17 protein-coding genes are annotated in these 16,123 nt (G+C 71.5%); 5 read left to right on the top strand and 12 right to left on the bottom strand.

Features of this window, described 5'->3' with window-relative positions:
* Window positions 1–95: 95 nt before the first annotated feature.
* Both ACZ4D5_RS20170 and ACZ4D5_RS20165 read right to left on the bottom strand, forming a co-directional pair.
* Window positions 96–560, bottom strand: a complete 465-nt coding sequence (locus tag ACZ4D5_RS20170; RefSeq protein ID WP_467773734.1) for a molybdenum cofactor biosynthesis protein MoaE — start codon at window positions 558–560, stop codon at window positions 96–98.
* Window positions 561–689: 129 nt separating this feature from the next.
* Window positions 690–1,802 (bottom strand): SDR family oxidoreductase, encoded by a 1,113-nt coding sequence (locus tag ACZ4D5_RS20165; protein WP_467773733.1) that lies wholly within the window; start codon window positions 1,800–1,802, stop codon window positions 690–692.
* A 188-nt stretch (window positions 1,803–1,990) separates the two neighbouring features.
* Between ACZ4D5_RS20165 and ACZ4D5_RS20160 the strand changes: the two genes are divergently transcribed.
* Together ACZ4D5_RS20160 and ACZ4D5_RS20155 are read left to right on the top strand one after the other, a co-directional pair.
* On the top strand, window positions 1,991–3,439 hold the full coding sequence (locus ACZ4D5_RS20160) for a zinc-dependent metalloprotease (RefSeq protein WP_467773732.1): 1,449 nt from the start codon (window positions 1,991–1,993) through the stop codon (window positions 3,437–3,439).
* On the top strand, window positions 3,436–3,960 hold the full coding sequence (locus ACZ4D5_RS20155) for an NUDIX hydrolase (protein ID WP_467773731.1): 525 nt from the start codon (window positions 3,436–3,438) through the stop codon (window positions 3,958–3,960). Before ACZ4D5_RS20160 ends, ACZ4D5_RS20155 begins: the two co-directional genes overlap by 4 nt.
* A gap of 113 nt (window positions 3,961–4,073) precedes the next feature.
* Here ACZ4D5_RS20155 and ACZ4D5_RS20150 read toward each other — a convergent pair whose 3' ends face one another.
* The 4 genes from ACZ4D5_RS20150 to ACZ4D5_RS20135 form a co-directional block, all read right to left on the bottom strand.
* The gene (locus ACZ4D5_RS20150; RefSeq protein WP_467773730.1) at window positions 4,074–4,829 is read right to left on the bottom strand and encodes an AIM24 family protein; all 756 of its coding nucleotides are present in this window, start codon (window positions 4,827–4,829) and stop codon (window positions 4,074–4,076) included.
* 16 nt (window positions 4,830–4,845) lie between these two features.
* Entirely contained in the window at window positions 4,846–5,526 is a 681-nt protein-coding gene (locus ACZ4D5_RS20145; RefSeq protein ID WP_362328532.1) for an AIM24 family protein, read from the bottom strand.
* Window positions 5,527–5,537: 11 nt separating this feature from the next.
* Complete coding sequence (locus ACZ4D5_RS20140) at window positions 5,538–7,262, bottom strand: TerD family protein (RefSeq protein ID WP_467773729.1); 1,725 nt, start codon at window positions 7,260–7,262, stop codon at window positions 5,538–5,540.
* A gap of 117 nt (window positions 7,263–7,379) precedes the next feature.
* A complete protein-coding gene (locus tag ACZ4D5_RS20135; protein WP_467773728.1) occupies window positions 7,380–8,003 on the bottom strand; it encodes a M48 metallopeptidase family protein in 624 nt (207 codons plus the stop codon).
* A gap of 203 nt (window positions 8,004–8,206) precedes the next feature.
* Between ACZ4D5_RS20135 and ACZ4D5_RS20130 the strand changes: the two genes are divergently transcribed.
* A complete protein-coding gene (locus tag ACZ4D5_RS20130) occupies window positions 8,207–9,340 on the top strand; it encodes a TOMM precursor leader peptide-binding protein (RefSeq protein WP_467773727.1) in 1,134 nt (377 codons plus the stop codon).
* Window positions 9,341–9,381: 41 nt separating this feature from the next.
* Window positions 9,382–10,749 (top strand): ABC1 kinase family protein, encoded by a 1,368-nt coding sequence (locus ACZ4D5_RS20125; RefSeq protein WP_467773726.1) that lies wholly within the window; start codon window positions 9,382–9,384, stop codon window positions 10,747–10,749.
* A gap of 60 nt (window positions 10,750–10,809) precedes the next feature.
* Here ACZ4D5_RS20125 and ACZ4D5_RS20120 read toward each other — a convergent pair whose 3' ends face one another.
* The 5 genes from ACZ4D5_RS20120 to ACZ4D5_RS20100 form a co-directional block, all read right to left on the bottom strand.
* Window positions 10,810–11,001 carry a hypothetical protein gene (locus tag ACZ4D5_RS20120; protein WP_467773725.1) on the bottom strand — a complete coding sequence of 64 codons (192 nt, stop codon included), beginning with the start codon at window positions 10,999–11,001 and terminating at the stop codon, window positions 10,810–10,812.
* Between the two features lie 127 nt (window positions 11,002–11,128).
* The gene (locus ACZ4D5_RS20115) at window positions 11,129–11,455 is read right to left on the bottom strand and encodes a hypothetical protein (protein WP_467773724.1); all 327 of its coding nucleotides are present in this window, start codon (window positions 11,453–11,455) and stop codon (window positions 11,129–11,131) included.
* Window positions 11,452–11,820 carry a WhiB family transcriptional regulator gene (locus ACZ4D5_RS20110; protein WP_055565619.1) on the bottom strand — a complete coding sequence of 123 codons (369 nt, stop codon included), beginning with the start codon at window positions 11,818–11,820 and terminating at the stop codon, window positions 11,452–11,454. Before ACZ4D5_RS20110 ends, ACZ4D5_RS20115 begins: the two co-directional genes overlap by 4 nt.
* Window positions 11,821–11,989: 169 nt before the next feature.
* Entirely contained in the window at window positions 11,990–12,331 is a 342-nt protein-coding gene (locus ACZ4D5_RS20105) for a hypothetical protein (protein WP_467773723.1), read from the bottom strand.
* Between the two features lie 164 nt (window positions 12,332–12,495).
* Entirely contained in the window at window positions 12,496–14,718 is a 2,223-nt protein-coding gene (locus tag ACZ4D5_RS20100) for an ATP-dependent DNA helicase UvrD2 (RefSeq protein ID WP_467773722.1), read from the bottom strand.
* Window positions 14,719–14,868: 150 nt separating this feature from the next.
* Here ACZ4D5_RS20100 and ACZ4D5_RS20095 point away from each other — a divergent pair, with 150 nt between their 5' ends.
* Window positions 14,869–15,111 carry a mycoredoxin gene (locus ACZ4D5_RS20095; RefSeq protein WP_467773721.1) on the top strand — a complete coding sequence of 81 codons (243 nt, stop codon included), beginning with the start codon at window positions 14,869–14,871 and terminating at the stop codon, window positions 15,109–15,111.
* A 28-nt stretch (window positions 15,112–15,139) separates the two neighbouring features.
* On the opposite strand, the gene nudC is transcribed toward ACZ4D5_RS20095, so the two are convergent.
* Window positions 15,140–16,087, bottom strand: coding sequence for an NAD(+) diphosphatase (gene nudC / locus ACZ4D5_RS20090; RefSeq protein WP_467773720.1), 948 nt, complete (start codon window positions 16,085–16,087; stop codon window positions 15,140–15,142).
* Window positions 16,088–16,123 lie beyond the last annotated feature (36 nt).

Genomic DNA, 16,123 nt, shown 5'->3' with positions numbered 1-16,123 from the left:
GATTAACCATCCGCATGGTCAACGCTCACGGCAGGGGTCGGGTTACGCAACCGGAGCCACACGGGTCAATCAGGCCCCAGTGGCCGAGCCACGCCTCAACAGGCGCCGACCCACTCCTCCTTGCCGTCGGAGAACCTCTGGTGCTTCCAGATCGGCACCTCGTGCTTGAGGTCGTCGATCAGCTTGCGGCAGGCGGCGAAGGCCTCGGCGCGGTGCGGGCAGGAGACGGCGACGACCACCGCGAGATCGCCCACGGCGAGGTCCCCGACGCGGTGCACGGCGGCCAGCGCGCGCACGGGATACTCCGCGACGACCTTCTCGGCCACCCGGCGCATCTCGGCCTCGGCGGTGGGGTGCGTCGAGTACCCGAGCTCGTCGACGTCCGCGCCGCCGTCGTGGTTGCGCACGGTCCCCACGAAGAGCGCCGTGCCACCGGCCGCGTCGTCGCCGACGGCCCGGAAGACCTCGTCCAGGGAGAGCGGGGTCTCGCGGATCGCGAGGAGGCGGATCGGGTCCTGGGCGGCCTGCTCGCCGGGGTGGTCCATCGTGGTGCGTGCCATGCGGCCATGGTGCCGCACGGCACGGACATCGCGGAATAGACCTTTCGCCCGGCACGCGCGCGTGGGGTCTTGGAGTTCCCTACAGGGGCGCGTTTTCCGGGCGCCTCGGATCCGCGTTCTCCGGAGGCCTCAGATCCGCCGCCTCGCCTTGCGTGCCCTGCGCACCACGGCCGCCGCGCCGAGCAGCGCGACCGTCGCGCCCGCGGCGCCCGCGGCCGTCGCGTCCTTGCGCCCGAGCCGGCGTCCGGCCACGGTCCGCCGGCCCGAGACCTCTTCGAGCAGCTCCGCGAGGACCTCCTCGTTGGTCCACTGCGGCCGCCACCCGGCATCGTGCAGCCTGCTGACGCTGACCACCCAGGGGTACATCGTGTACGCGAGGTCACCGGCCGGCGACGGGGTGAGACCGATGCGGTGCAGCCGTGCGGCGGCGCCGAGCGCGACCGTCGAGGGCAGCTCCATGCGGCGGATGCCGCTCAGCTCCTCGACCTCCTCCTGCTCCAGCCAGCCGTCGCAGCCGACGGCCAGCTCGCCGTCGACCTTCTCCAGGACGGCGTACTCCAGAGCGCTGCACAGGTCCTCGACGTGGCAGAACTGCCATGCGGGGCGCGAGCCGGCCACCACGAGGAGGCGCGGCGACTCGAAGTAACGGGTCAGGGCCGTGTCCGTGCCGCCCACCAGGGTCGCGGGCCGCACGACGGTGACGTTGAGGCCGGGGTGCGCGCGGGGGGCTCGGCGGGCGAGCCGCTCGACCTCCAGGAGGTCGCCGACGCCGGTGGCCTCGGCGGTCGCGCGCAGTTCGGCGTCTTCGGAGAGGGGCAGTTCGTTGTCGGACAGCGCTCCGTAGACCATCGCCGAGGTGCACAGCACGACGCGGTGCACGCCCGCGGCGGCGGCAGCGGTCAGGACGGTCTGGGTGCCGCGCACGTTGTACGCGGTGCGGGCGGCGCCGTCGGTCTCCAGGTCGAGATCGAGCGCCAGGTGCACCACGACGTCCGCGCCGCGCAGCTTCTCGGCGATGGCCGGGTCCCGCACGTCCAGGATGTGCCACTGGGCCTGGGAGCACTCGCCCCGGCGCTCGTCGATGGCGATGACCTGCTTGATCTCCTCCGACGCGGCAAGGCGCTCGGTCAGCAGCGCGCCCACGCCTGAGGCGGCGCCGGTGACGGCGACTACGGGCCCACGGACGGGCGCCGGGGTTGAGGGGTTTCGCGCTGCGCGAACCTGTGGATCTGGGGAACTCACCGGGCGTCTCCAGCGGTTGTCTTCAGTACGAACGCGAATGACGCGTACGTACCAGGTGGCATCCATCCTGCCGCAGGCCATGAGTCGGCGAAGCACCGAGGCCCGATCCCGTCACGGTGTCTACGCTGGGTGGTGTTGTAGCGCCGCCGCCGGAACGATACCGGCGGCCTGACGAGCCGAGGAATCCCGTGAGTGACACCCCATTCGGATTCGGCCTTCCGCCGGAGGAGCCGGAAGACGGCGACGAGGGCAAGAAGAAGGACACCCCCGGAGGGGGAGGGCAGGGGTCCGGTGGACCTGCCAACCCGTTCGGTTTCGGGGGATTCCCCGGAGCGGGCGGCCCCGGCGGCGGTGACAATCCGTTCGCCGCGATGTTCGGTTCGATGAACCCGAACGACCTGGGCGCGGCCTTCCAGCAGCTCGGCCAGATGCTCTCGTACGAGGGCGGCCCGGTGAACTGGGACATGGCCAAGGACATCGCCCGCCAGACCGTCTCCCAGGGCACGGCGGACGGCGTCAAGGACACCAGCGTCGGCCCCGCCGAGCGCTCGGCGGTCGAGGAGGCCGTGCGCCTGGCCGACCTGTGGCTCGACGACGCGACGTCGCTGCCCTCCGGGTCCGGCACGGCCGTGGCCTGGAGCCGCGCCGAGTGGGTCGAGGCGACCCTGCCGGTGTGGAAGGAGCTCGTCGACCCGGTCGCCGAGCGCGTCGGCCTGGCCATGGGCGACGTGCTGCCCGAGGAGATGCAGGCCATGGCGGGCCCGCTGATCGGCATGATGCGCTCCATGGGCGGCGCCATGTTCGGCCAGCAGATCGGCCAGGCCGTGGGCGTGCTCGCGGGCGAGGTCGTCGGCTCCACCGACATCGGCCTGCCGCTGGGCCCCTCCGGCAAGGCCGCGCTCCTGCCGGTGAACGTCGAGACCTTCGGCAAGGACCTGGGCATCGACAAGAACGAGGTGCGGCTCTACCTGGCGCTGCGCGAGGCCGCCCACCAGCGGCTCTTCGCCCACGTCCCGTGGCTGCGCTCGCACCTGTTCGGCGCCGTCGAGGGGTACGCCCGCGGGATCAAGGTCGACACGGCCAAGCTGGAGGACGTCGTCGGCCAGCTCGACCCGCAGAACCCCGAGCAGCTGCAGGAAGCGCTGCAGCAGGGCATGTTCCAGCCGGAGGACACCCCGGCCCAGAAGGCCGCCCTGGCCCGCCTGGAGACGGCTCTCGCGCTCGTCGAGGGCTGGGTGGACGCCGTGGTGCACGCCGCCGCCAAGCCGCGTCTGTCGTCGGCCGACGCCCTCCGGGAGACCCTGCGCCGCCGCCGTGCGACGGGCGGCCCCGCGGAGCAGACGTTCGCCACCCTCATCGGCCTGGAGCTGCGTCCGCGCCGTCTGCGGGACGCCTCGCGCCTGTGGGCCTCGCTCACGGACGCGCGCGGTGTCGACGGCCGCGACGGCCTGTGGGAGCACCCGGACATGCTGCCGACGGCCTCCGACCTGGACGACCCCGACGGCTTCGTCCACCGCGAGCAGCTGGACTTCTCCGAGCTGGACAAGATGCTCGGCGAGGCGGCCAAGGGCGGCGAGACCAAGAGCGACGACGACGGCGACAAGGGCGACAAGGGCACCGAGGACGGCGGTAAGTGAGCCTGTACGACGACGCCGTACTCGTCCTGAAGGGGTACGACGACCAGACCGAGCTGCGCCAGGCCTACTTGGACCACCTGTCCGAGCACGGCGAGGCCGGCATGTGGAAGCCCTGCACCGCGGGCCACGTGACGGCGAGCGCCCTGGTCGTCGACCCGTCACGCGGGCGCGTGCTGCTGACCCTGCACAAGAAGCTGCGGATGTGGCTCCAGATGGGCGGCCACTGCGAGCCGGGTGACACGACGCTGGCCGCGGCCGCGCTGCGTGAGGCCACCGAGGAGTCCGGCGTGCCGGGCCTGACGCTGCTCCCGGGCGGCCCCGTCCGCCTGGACCGGCACCCGATCCCGGGCCCGTGCACTCAGCACCTCGACGTCCAGTACGCCGCGCTCGCCCCCGCCGACGCGGTCGAGGCGATCAGCGACGAGTCGCTGGACCTGCGCTGGTTCGCGTACGACGAGGTGGCGGGGGTGGCCGACGACTCGGTCGTACGCCTTGTAGAGGCAACCAGGGCACGCCTGTAGCTCCTGCAGCTGGAGGCGCGCCCCGGAAAGGGGCGCGGGGAACTGCGCGACCAGCCGCAGCCGGCCCGCAGTTCCCCGCGGCCTGGTCCTCTTCCCGTCACCGGGAGAAGGGCTCAGCTCCAGACGTTGCCCTGGTTCTGGCCCCTGGCACCCTGCTGCCCCATCCCGAACTGGGCCCTGGCGCCCTGCCCGATGTTCGCGTTCTGCGGCGGCAGCATCTCGCTGGGCTGGACGAGCGCGTAGCCCTGGCCCATGAAGCTGAGCTCCCAGCCCTCACCGGTGTTGCCGCGGCGCCGCCAGACGCCCGAGGAGTGGGTCTGGGCCTGCATCTGCACGCGCAGGCCGTTGGACCAGGCGACGATCGCGTCGGCGTCCGCGTTGACGTACCGGTCGGGGGTGACCTGGAGCATCAGCGGCTGGCCCGACGTCATCAGGGCGACCTTGCCGCGGCCGTTGATGTTGAGCTGGTACTTGCCGGAGCCGGAGATCCCGTACTGACTGTCCACGGCGATGACCTGGTGGGTCAGCGACGAGTCCATCGCGAGGACGTAGCTGCTGTCCACGGTCAGACCGTCCTGGTCCACGTCCACCACGTGGATGTACTGGGCGAGGTTGGCGAAGTAGACCGTGCCCTGGCCGTGACAGCGCATCAGGTCCAGGCCCTCACCGGTGTGGGCGCGGGCCCGCTGGTTGCCCCGGCTCTGGTACTCGGCATCGAACTCGATCAGCCCCTGGTAGGCGACCATCGCGCCCTTGCGGGCCAGTACGTCGTCGTGCCCGTCCAGGGCGACCCGCAGCAGCTGCGGGTTCTGGACGGAGTAGCGCTCCTGGGTCTGCTGCTCGGCGTGTGCGAAAAGTGAGCTCTGCATGGTGTGTTGCTCCCCCTCAGCCCCGTGCTCGGAGACGGTCGGTGCTGTCCTCGCTGGGCTGTACGACGACGATGCCCTCTCCGGAGAAGCCCATCTGGTAGGCCTCACCGCTGCCGCGCCCGATGAGGGAGCCGGCCTTGAAGCTGCGCTTGCCCTTCACCTTGAGGTTCGGGGACCAGGCGATCAGGGCGTCCGGGTCGACGTACGTCTCGTCGTCGCCACGGCCGCAGTCGACGACGATCGGGGTGCCGCGGGAGGTCAGCGCGACCCATCCCTGGCCGGAGATCTTGATGTTCCACAGGCCCTGGCCCGCGAACTTGGCCATGCCCTTGACGCGCTCGACGCCCCACTGGAGGGACGCGTCGAAGGCGAGCAGGTTGGTGCCGTTCACGGAGAGGGAGTCGCCCGCCAGGTTGATGACGACGACATCCGCTCCGTAGTCGGCGAGGTAGAGCAGGCCGTCTCCGGAGCACTTCATCAGGGGCGCGCCCTCGCCGGTCATCCACTCGCGCGCGACCTGGCGGACGGCGGGCGGATTCGGCTCGTACTGCACGAACCCTTCGTAAGCGACCATCGAACCCACGCGCGCGAGGAGGTCGTTGCCGGTCTGCATGGCCACCTTGACCATGTGGTGCCCGTGGTTCTCCATGCGGGCGGCGACGGGTGCGGGGGCAAAGCCCGCGAGCTGCTGATTCATGACGGGCTCCCTCAGACCTCGTACGGCTGGACGACGATGAAGTTTCCGGGCGCACCACGGAACTGGAGGTTCACGCTCTCGCCCGTGGAACCGGCGTACGCGTTGCTGCGCAGCCGAACCTGGCTGGAAACGATCGCCTGCGCGGCGGCCGACCAGGCGACCACGGCGTGGCAGTCGGCGAACGTCGTCGGCGTGACGGGCAGGACGACGGGCAGACCGTGGGTCTTCACGACGACGGTGCCGGTGCCCTGGAACTGCATGACGAACAGCGCGCCACCGGGGATGCCGTGGCCCTCGATCCTGCGCACCTCGTGCTGCAGCGTCTCGTCGAAGGCGAGGACGTTCTCCGCGGAGACGCAGATCGCGTCGCCCTGGAGCTCGATGGGGTGCAGGTGGGTACCCTCCTCGGCGAGGAAGACCTGGCCGCGGCCGGAGCAGCGCATCAGCTGCATCTCCTGGCCGGTGGCGTTGCCCACGATGCGGCCCGCGAAGCCCGCGCCCTTGTAGCTGAACTCGACCTTGCCCTGGTAGAGCACCATGCTGCCCTGGCGGGCGAGGATCGGCTGGTCGGCGACGCCCAGGTCGACACGGACGAGCTTCTCGTTCTGCTGCGTCCAGCGCTGTCCCGTGGGGGCCTCGCGGTACTTCTGGAGGGCCGCGGCCACACCGGCGCCTTGGGGAGCGGCGCCCTGCGGCACGCCGTGCGGCATCCCCTGCGGTGCGCCCTGCGGGACGCCTTGCGGAGCCTGGGGCTGGCCGGGGAACTGGCCGGCGGGGGGCTGCTGGCCGTAGCCGGGAGGCACCGGCGCGGGGGGCTGCTGGCCGTAGCCCGGAGGCGCCGCGGCCTGGGGCTGCTGGGCGTAGCCGGGCGGCAGCGGAGCGGTCTGGCCGGGGGCCTGCTGCTGGCCGGGCACCTGGCCGAACTGCGGCTGGTCCATCGGGGCGGCGATGGTCTGCGCGGCGTGCACCGAGGGGTCGACGGGCGCCGGGGGCGGGGTCGCGCCCTGGGGCGGGGCGAAGCTCTGCGCGGGCGCCGGGGCGGGGGCCTGCGGAGTGGGAGCCTGCGGGGCGGGCGCCGGGGTCGGCGCCGGAGCGGGTGCCTGGGCAGGAGCGGCGGCGGCCGGGGCGCCGAACGCGGGCGGCGCCGAGGCCTGTGCGGGCGGCGCGAAGGACGGCGCGGCCTGCGGCTCGGGAGCGGCGGGCTCCTCCTCGGCGACCTCGCCGCCGAAGTTCCTCAGCAGGGCTTCGAGCCCGCCGTCGAAGCCCTGTCCGATCGCGGCGAACCGCCAGACGTCCTTCAGGTAGAAGTCGCCCAGCATGACGGCGCGCTCCGTGGAGAACTCCGCGCCGTTGAAGGCGTAGCGCGCCACTTCCTCGCCGCCCGCGACGATGCGGATGTACCCGGAGGCGACCTGCGACATCTGGCCGGCGCCGTCGATCGTCGCCGTGAACGACAGGCGCTGGATCTGCTGCGGGATGCGGTCGAGCGTGACACGGAAGGACTCGGTGTCGCCCGCCTGCGCGCCCAGGAGCTGGATCGACTCCTCGGGCGACTTGGGCTGGTTGAAGAAGATGAAGTACCGGTCGTCCGAGAGCCGTTCGCTCGCGTCCAGGCCGAAGCAGCTGATGTCGAAGGTCAGCCCGGGGGCGGAAATCTGTACACCTACGTACAGATCGGTCCCCGCGGTGAGGTCACTGATCTTGGCCTTGTGGCCGCGTTGGAATTCCCTGGCCATACGTAACGACCGTCCCCCATCCCGAATGTGAATGCGTCGCGTCAGGCTAACCGCAAAGTCCGACGGCGAGCGAAGCCGGTACAGACCCGCTACACAACCGCGGGATCCGGCGGACGTTCACTCCTCGCGCGCGGCGGGGAGGTGGGGCAACCGGTCGGCCGCGACCACCCCTTCGAGGTACCCCCTGGCCCGCTCCGTACGGGGGTAGGCCTCCAGGAGACGCCAGAAGCGGGGCCCGTGGCCGGGCACGAGAAGGTGGGCCAGTTCGTGGCAGAGGACGTAGTCCACGACGTACTCCGGCATGCCCTGCAGCCGGTGCGAAAGACGGATGCTGCCCTCCGACGGGGTGCAGGAACCCCAGCGGGTGTTCTGGTTCGTGACCCAGCGAACGGAGGCGGGTCTGGCCCGGCCCTCGAAGTACTGCTCGGACAGCTGCCCGGCGCGCTCGGCGAGCTCCGCGTCACCGAGGAGGCGCTTGCTCTCCTGGGCCGCGAGCTTGTCGAGCATCACGTTGACCCAGCGCTGCTCCTCCGCCTCGGACATGCGGGCGGGGATGAGGACGACGGTGCGGTCGCCCTCCCGGTACGCGGAGACCGTTCTGCGGCGGCGGGCGCTCCGTCTGACCTCGACCGCGCTGGCCCGGGCGCCGGACGGCGGCGGACTGGTCGTGCTGCGCTGTGGAGTTCCGGCGCGATGCGCTGAGGTCTCCCCAGCGACGCGAGGAGACGGGTCGGCGGGCACGCCCCGACGTTACCCGCTGGGCATGGGGGAAGTCCCGCCTCCGGGACGGTTCGGCGCTGTTCCGCTCCCCGTCCGCTTGATTAGTACGACGAACACCCACCGCCTGTGGACAACGCGACGCGGGGGTCGCGAGAGGCGGGCATTCTGGCAGTCGATCGGGGCGGCGGACGGGGCCGCGCCGACCGGCCGACGGGGGACGAACCATGCATCCGATCGTGAAGCCCGCGCTGCGGCGCGGCTGGCGGGACCTGAGCACCGTGCAGTTCGGGGTGGCTCCCGCTCACGCCTTGGTACTCGGTCCGATGGACACGGCGACGAGCAGCTTCCTGACCCTGCTCGACGGCACCCGCGGGCTGCCGCTCCTGCGCGAGGAGGCCCGGCGGATGGGTCTGCCCGAGGGGCATGTGGACAAGCTGATGGGCGAGCTCTCACGGGCCGGCCTGCTCGACGACTCGACGGGAGGCGGGCCCGCGGCCGATGCGCTGCGCGGGCGGAGCGACCTCATGGACCGGCTGCGGGCCGACCTCGCCTCGCTGTCGCTGCTCTCCCCCGAACCGGCCGGTGCGCTCGCGAAGGTGGCGGCGCGGCGCGCGATGCGGGTGCGGGTGCAGGGCGCCGGGCGGGTGGGCGCCGTCGTGGCCTCGGTTCTCGCGGGCGCGGGCGTGGGCCGGGTGGACGTGCTGGACGGCGGGCATGTGGAGCCGTGGGACGTCGCGCCGGGCGGGCTGCCTGCCGAGTCCATCGGGGAGCGCAGGGACACCACCGCGCGCCGGATCGTGCGGCAGTCCGCGCCCGGCCGCCCGCCGCGCCGCCCCGCGGAGCCGGAGGGCGAAGCGGGGCTCTCCCTCCTGATCATCGCCCCGCGGGACGGCCTGGACGCATACGCTCCCGCCCCCGCCGCGGCCGAGGAGCTCCTCGCCTCGGGCATCCCTCATCTCTACGCCGGAGTGATCGAAGGGACGGGCGTGGTGGGCCCCTTGGTCCTGCCGGGGACGACCGCGTGCGCGGGCTGCCTCTTTCGTCAGCGCGCGGACCGCGATCCCACCTGGCCGCGGATGCTGGCCCAGTGGCGTTCCGGACACGCGCGCCCCGCACCCGCGTGCGACCTGGCCCTGTCGACCTCGGTCGCCGGGCTGGCCGCGGGGCATGCCCTCGCCTTTCTGGACGGGGTGGCCTCGCCCAGCGCGGGGGCTCGTTGGGAGGCGTCCGTCCCGGGATTCGACTGGCACGCACGCCCGGTTTGGCCGCATCCCTCGTGCCCATGCGGTGCAGGTGCGCCCGTTAAGGGGGATCAGGCCACCACCGCCGCGGAGCCACACGCAACAATGGCCGGGTAACCGCCTGACAAGGCGTGGCTGTCTGGGACTTGGAGGGGCGCATGTCTGATCTTCCCCGGAAGGCGGTCACCCGTACCGCCAAACTTGCCGCGCTGCCGCTCGGCTTCGCGGGGCGCGCGACTTGGGGACTCGGCAAGCGGATTGGGGGCAAGTCGGCGGAGATCGTCGGACGTGAGCTGCAGCAGCGCACGGCGGAGCAACTGTTCAAGGTCCTCGGTGAACTGAAGGGCGGCGCCATGAAGTTCGGGCAGGCGCTGTCCGTCTTCGAGTCGGCGCTGCCGGAGGAGGTCGCGGGGCCCTATCGCGCGGCGCTGACGAAGCTGCAGGAAGCGGCGCCGCCGATGCCGACCAAGACCGTGCACTCGGTGCTCGAGGAGCGCCTCGGCGAGGACTGGCGCGATCATTTCCTGGAGTTCGAGGACAAGCCCGCGGCCGCCGCGTCGATCGGCCAGGTGCACCGGGCCGTCTGGGCGGACGGCCGCGAGGTCGCGGTCAAGGTCCAGTACCCCGGAGCGGGCGAGGCGCTGCTGTCCGACCTGAACCAACTCAGCCGTTTTGCCCGCCTCCTTGGGCCGCTGATTCCGGGGATGGACATCAAGCCGCTGATAGCGGAACTGCGCGACCGCGTCTCGGAAGAGCTCGACTACGCCCTGGAGGCACAGGCCCAGCAGGCACATGCCGAGGAGTTCACGGACGACCCGGACGTGGTGGTGCCCGAGGTGGTGCACCAGAGCGAGCAGGTCCTGGTCACCGAGTGGATCGAGGGAACGCCCCTGTCGGAAGTGATCGCGGACGGCACGCAGGAGCAGCGCGACCGGGCGGGCCAGCTCCTGGCCCGCTTCCTCTTCTCGGGCCCGACGCGCACCGGACTGCTGCACGCCGACCCGCACCCCGGCAACTTCCGTCTGCTGCCCGACGAGAAGGACGGCTACCGCCTCGGTGTCCTCGACTTCGGCACGGTGGACCGGCTGCCCGGCGGGCTGCCCCCGACCATCGGGACGGCCCTGCGCATGACGCTGGACGGCGAGGCCGACGCGGTCTACGACATGCTCTGCGAGGAGGGCTTCGTCAAGGAGTCCGTCGATCTCGAACCGGACGCGGTGCTCGACTATCTGCTGCCGATCATCGAGCCGATGCTGGTGGACGAGTTCACGTTCACGCGCGGCTGGATGCGCAGCCAGGCGGCCCGGGTGGCCGACCCCCGCTCTCCCGCCTACCAGTTGGGCAAGCGACTGAACCTGCCCCCGTCGTATCTGCTGATACACCGTGTGACGCTGAGCACGATCGGGGTGCTGTGCCAGATGGGCGCGACGGTGCGGATGCGGGACGAGCTGGAGGCGTGGCTGCCCGGCTTCGTCGAGGAGCCCGAGGTGGAGGAGACCGAGGAGGACGCGGCGGCGGAGGCCTGAGAGGGAAGACCCGGCAGACGGGAGGCCTGGGCCGCGGAGGGGTTCGCCCTCGGGCTCGGCTCACCACCAGGAGGAGTCGAGTCGCCCTTCGATGGCCCTGAGGTTCTCCCGCGCACAGGCCTCGCAGAAGTAGTGGCGGGTGCCGTTCTCCACGGAGCAGGTCCAGGTCGGTGGCGCGCCTTCGGCGACCGTGCCGCAGCGGGAGCACACGAGATTCTCTGGCTCCGCGGGCCGGGAATTGTGCTGGTCCACCCGGCGACCATATCGCCGTGCCGGGAGGATCGGTGGGCACAACGCACCGCGGGGGCCGGTCCGTTCGGACCAACCCCCGCGAGGATCAATGGCACTTGGCCATGTGTCCTTTACTGCATGACGGCCATTACTGCATGACGGCCATGGCGAGCGCGCGCCGGGCACGCAGCGAGGCGCGCTCCGCGCGACGCTGCATACGGCGGGCCGCCATCAGCCGCAGGGCCGGGCGCTGAGCCTCGGCCTCCAGCATTCGTTCGTGCATATGCGCACGAGCCATGGCTTCTGGGATGAGTTGCATCTCACGGGTCCTGTTCTGGCGCGAGACGTGCGCGCCGGTGGTGGTGAAGTCTGGGGTCGCGGAGCCTGCGGTGGGCTCGCTGGTGGCTGCCTTCATCGGGGCCTGCTTCTGGGGGTCGTGCGTCAGGGGACGGTCGATGGTGCCGGCGGTGCTCATGCGACGACCGGGTTCTTGCGCGGGCGACCACGCGGCCGCTTGCGGGCAACGACGACACCCTGGACGAACAGCTCGCCGCCCCAGACGCCCCACGGCTCACGCCGCTCCTTGGCGCCGGCGAGGCAGGCCTCCATGAGGGGGCAGGTCCGGCAGAGGGACTTGGCGTACTCGACGTCGGCCGGGGACTCCGCGAAGAAGACCTCCGGGTCGTAGGCACGGCAGGGAACGGGTACGCCGAGGTTCTCGATGGCGTCGTCGAGCGCGGTGAGCGCGGTGAGGGGAGTCAAGGTCGGGTCCTCCGTGGGTGCGGGCGGGGGGAGCGTCTGTGAAGGCGGTACGGACGGGGCGTGCGCTTCGAGTTGCACGGTGGTGTTTTCCTCGTCTGGTCGTGCCGGCCGGGGTCGGCCGGTTGGCGGCTGGTACCGGGTCTTGCTGTCGGCCCCTTCGCTCTGTTCTCCCTGTTCTGGGGAAAACAGAAGGGCCGCGGATCCCGGGTGGGGTTCCGCGGCCCTGAAGGCGCCGGTCTGATCGAGATCAGACTGGATCACTCCAGGGTTCGAGCCCACGGAAGGCCCACATCGTGTGGTGCTGCGTCGTCTGCTTCCGGAATCCGGCACCGGCCGCCGCAAAGGCATAGGCCTGGGCCTGCGCCTCCGCTACTGCTGCCTCCGGTGCCTTGGTCGGTCGCTCATTGCCCCCATTGGCCTCGCGGACGGGAAGACCGGCGAGAGGCAGGGAGGCGGACATCGGACGGCCGGCAGGAATGCCGCCGGACAGACCGGTGCCCTGGTTCGAGAAGCCGAGCAGGCAGGAAGCGACGACCGAGCGATCGGTCATTTTGGCGGTGCTGATGAAGCTCTCGTTGATGCTGATCACTGGAATTCGCCTCCTCTCGGCGTCTAGGGGATCGACCGGAACCGATCCTGCGGACTGTCAAGTACAGCACGGGACCAGGGCTTCTGAGAAGCCGCCGTTCCCGTGCTTAAGAACCTATGGGTCTTCCTTGCGCATGCGCAAACTATTTTTTCGACGAGTTTGAATCATTCTTCCTCGGCGCCCCTTACAGGCTCCTGACCTGCACAAATAGCGAGGACGTCGGCGCCGAAGCGATGAAACTTACGGACGCCGACCCCGGGGATCCGCGCCAGCTCGCCCTCGTCGTCGGGCACGGCCTCCGCGATGGCGATCAAGGTTTTGTCCGTGAATACGCAGTACGCGGGCTGTCCCAGCTGCCTCGCCTGGCCGGATCGCCACTCCCGCAACCGCTCGTAGAGTCCTTCGTCCATGTCGGACGGGCAGTCCTCGCACCGCATGAGCTTCATCTCGCCCGCGTCGGTCAGAGTGCGGCCGCAGACCCGGCAGCGGGCCGGGGTGCGGTTCTTCCGCTGGCGGCGGCCTGCCGCGCTCCCCGCGCCCTCGCCACCGCCACCGCTGCCGCTGCCGCGCTCGACGCCGCCGGGGCCACCACCCGCGGCGCGCGCCGCCGAGCCCGCTCCTGAGCCCGGACGCAGGCCGTCCAGGAAGCGGGTGGGCCGACGGCCCGGACGCCCTCCCGGCGAGCGCGAGAGGGCCCAGGAGAGGGAGAGGTGGGCGCGGGCTCGGGTCACGCCCACGTAGAGGAGACGGCGCTCCTCCTCGATCTGCTCGTCCGTCTTGGCGTAGGTGATCGGCATCATGCCCTCGGCGAGGCCGACGACGAACACGGCGTCCCACTCCAGGCCCTTGGCCGCGTGCAGTGAGGCCAGCGTGACGCCTTCCACGGTGGGGGCGTGCTGGGCGTTCGCCCGCTCGTCCAGCTCGGCCACGAGGTCGGCCAGGGTCGCCTCCGGTTTGGCACGCGCGAAGTCCTCGGCGAGCCGCACCAGGGCGGCCAGGGACTCCCAGCGGTCGCGGACGGCGCCGGAGCCCGCGGGGGGCTCGGTCGTCCAGCCCTTGGTGGAGAGGACGGCCCGGACCTGGGAGGGCAGGTCGACCACGTCGTCCAGCAGGGAGTCGTTGCCCCCGAAGCGCGCCGCGCCGCGCAGGGCAGCGCCCGCCTCCCGCACCTCGGTGCGCTCGAAGAACCGCTCGGCACCGCGGAGCTGGTAGGGCACGCCCGCGTCGGCGAGGGCCTGTTCGTAGATCTCGGACTGGGAGTTCGTGCGGAAGAGGACCGCGATCTCGCTGGCGGGGATCCCGTCGGCAAGGAGGGCGCGGATGCGGCGGGCGGCGCCTTCCGCCTCGGCCGGCTCGTCCGCGTACTCGGTGTAGACCGGCTCGGCTCCGGGCTCGCGCTGGGAGATCAGCTCGAGGCGGTGATCGGCGGCGCGTCCGCGGGCCTGGGAGAGCAGGCCGTTGGCGAGGTGGACGACCTGGGGGGTGGAGCGGTAGTCACGGACGAGCTTGACGACCGTCGCCCCCGGGTGGCGGGTGCGGAAGTTCAGCAGGTGATCGGGGGTCGCGCCGGTGAAGGAGTAGATCGTCTGGCTGGCGTCGCCGACGACGCAGAGGCTGTCGCGGTCGCCGAGCCACAGCTCCAGGAGGCGCTGCTGGAGGGGGCTCACGTCCTGGTACTCGTCCACCACGAAGTGCTGGTACTGGGCGCGGACCTGCTCGGCGATGTCGTGCCGGTCCTGGAGGATGCCGACGGCGAGCAGCAGGACGTCCTCGAAGTCGATGACGGCGCGGTCGCGCTTGAGGTCCTCGTACGCGGCGTAGAGCTGGGCGATCTCGGCGGGGTCGCGCGGGACGTCGCGGCCGGACTTGGCCGCGGCCGCCGCATAGTCCGCGGGGACGGTCTGGGTGACCTTGGACCACTCGATCTCGCTGGTCAGGTCCCGCAGCTCATTGCGGTCGAGGCGGATGCGGCAGGCGGCGGCCGCGTCCGCGACGAGCTTGATCTTGCGGTCGACGATGCGGGGCAGGGGCCCGCCGACCGCCTTCGGCCAGAAGAACTGGAGCTGGCGCAGGGCCGCGGAGTGGAAGGTGCGGGCCTGGACGCCGGAGGCGCCGAGCTGGCGCAGCCGGCCGCGCATCTCGCCCGCGGCGCGGTTGGTGAATGTGACGGCCAGGACGCTGGCGGGCTGGAGGATCCCGGCGCGCACCCCATAGGCGATCCGGTGCGTGATCGCGCGGGTCTTGCCCGTGCCAGCGCCCGCCAGGACGCACACCGGCCCGTGCAGGGCGGTGGCCACCTCGCGCTGCTCCGGGTCGAGCCCGGCGAGCACCGCGTCGGCAGAGTCCGGGACCTGCGGGAAGAGGGTGGAGTGCGTTGCTGATGTCACCCCGCCATGCTGCCAGGTCGCCAGGGGCGGATGAGCCGGTTGTCCACAGGGAGGCGAAGCCGGTCGTACTCATGCGGGAATGGTGGCCGGGTCGCGTACGTTCGATTCATTGCGATGACGCACCCCGAGCAACGAAGGAGCACAGAGGACATGCCGGGCACTGTGACGATGTACAGCACCACGTGGTGCGGCTACTGCCGCCGCCTCAAGGGCCAGATGGACCGCGAGGGCATCGCGTACACCGAGATCAACATCGAGCAGGACCCGGACTCGGCGGCCTTCGTCGAGAAGGCGAACGGCGGAAACCAGACGGTCCCCACCGTTCTCTTCCCGGACGGTTCCACGCTCACGAATCCCTCGCTGGCGCAGGTCAAGCAGAAGCTGGCCGCCTGAGCGACCAGCCTGCGCGCGAGCGCGGGGCTCAGCCCACGGACCCCGGCTTCGGCAGGGGCTTTCCGTACCAGAGCTCGATCAGCCGGGCCGCAATCGAGATTCCGTAGGGAGGCAGGACCTCTCCGGACTCGAATGCGGCCCGCAGGTCTTCCCGGGAGAACCAGCGGGCCTCCTCGATCTCCTCGCCGTCGACGTTGATCTCCGAAGAGGTGGCGTCGGCCATGAAGCCCAGCATGAGGCTGGAGGGGAACGGCCAGGGCTGGCTCGCGACGTACTCGACCTCGCCGACCGTGACGCCCGCCTCCTCGAAGACCTCGCGCCGCACCGACTGCTCGATGGACTCCCCCGGCTCGACGAAACCCGCGAGGGTGGAGAAGCGGCCCTCGGGCCAGTGCACCTGGCGGCCCAGGAGGAGGCGGTCCTCGCTGTCCCTGACCGCCATGATCACGGCCGGGTCGGTGCGCGGGTAGTGCTCGGCGCCGCACGCCTGGCAGCGGCGGATGTGGCCCGCCGCCGCGATGACGGTGCGCTCTCCGCAGCGCGAGCAGAAGCGGTGCAGGCGCTGCCAGTTCTCCAGGGCGACGGCGTGCACCATCAGGCCCGCGTCGCGCGGGGAGAGCAGGAGTCCGGCCTCGCGCAGTCCCGCGGGGCGCGCCGACTGGTCCATGCGGCCCGGCAGCGTGTCCTTCTGGAGCGCGAAGTAGCTGACGCCGTCGTCGTCCCTGCCGAGGAAGTAGCGGTGCTCCTCGGTGAGCGGTGCTTCGAAGGAGGGCGTCATCACCAGTTCGGTGCGGCCCTCGGGCGTCTCGTCGATGAGCACCTGGCCGCCGGAGACCACGAAGACCCGGGTGCTCGGGTGGCTCCAGGCGGCGGCGAGCCACGCCTCGTCCATGCGGTGGTGGGCCGCTCGGTCGATGCCGCTCGGCGCGGTCAGCGAGACGGGACGGTCTGCGGTGCGGTCGGTCCAGGTGGTCACAGGTGCTTCCAACTCCCCCGATGGAATGGGTGGTTC

Source organism: Streptomyces sp. NPDC025651 (genome assembly GCF_055558735.1).
Note: the sequence above shows the minus strand (reverse complement) of the source record. Positions and strands in the feature narration are given on the sequence as shown.

What these genes read in the sequence shown, in the direction of transcription:
- ACZ4D5_RS20170 (WP_467773734.1), bottom strand. Translation starts at nt 560, where the DNA reads ATGGCACGCACCACGATGGACCACCCCGGCGAGCAGGCCGCCCAGGAC.
- ACZ4D5_RS20150 (WP_467773730.1), bottom strand. Translation starts at nt 4,829, where the DNA reads ATGCAGAGCTCACTTTTCGCACACGCCGAGCAGCAGACCCAGGAGCGC.
- ACZ4D5_RS20145 (WP_362328532.1), bottom strand. Translation starts at nt 5,526, where the DNA reads ATGAATCAGCAGCTCGCGGGCTTTGCCCCCGCACCCGTCGCCGCCCGC.
- ACZ4D5_RS20140 (WP_467773729.1), bottom strand. Translation starts at nt 7,262, where the DNA reads ATGGCCAGGGAATTCCAACGCGGCCACAAGGCCAAGATCAGTGACCTC.
- ACZ4D5_RS20130 (WP_467773727.1), top strand. Translation starts at nt 8,207, where the DNA reads ATGCATCCGATCGTGAAGCCCGCGCTGCGGCGCGGCTGGCGGGACCTG.
- ACZ4D5_RS20125 (WP_467773726.1), top strand. Translation starts at nt 9,382, where the DNA reads ATGTCTGATCTTCCCCGGAAGGCGGTCACCCGTACCGCCAAACTTGCC.
- ACZ4D5_RS20115 (WP_467773724.1), bottom strand. Translation starts at nt 11,455, where the DNA reads ATGAGCACCGCCGGCACCATCGACCGTCCCCTGACGCACGACCCCCAG.
- ACZ4D5_RS20095 (WP_467773721.1), top strand. Translation starts at nt 14,869, where the DNA reads ATGCCGGGCACTGTGACGATGTACAGCACCACGTGGTGCGGCTACTGC.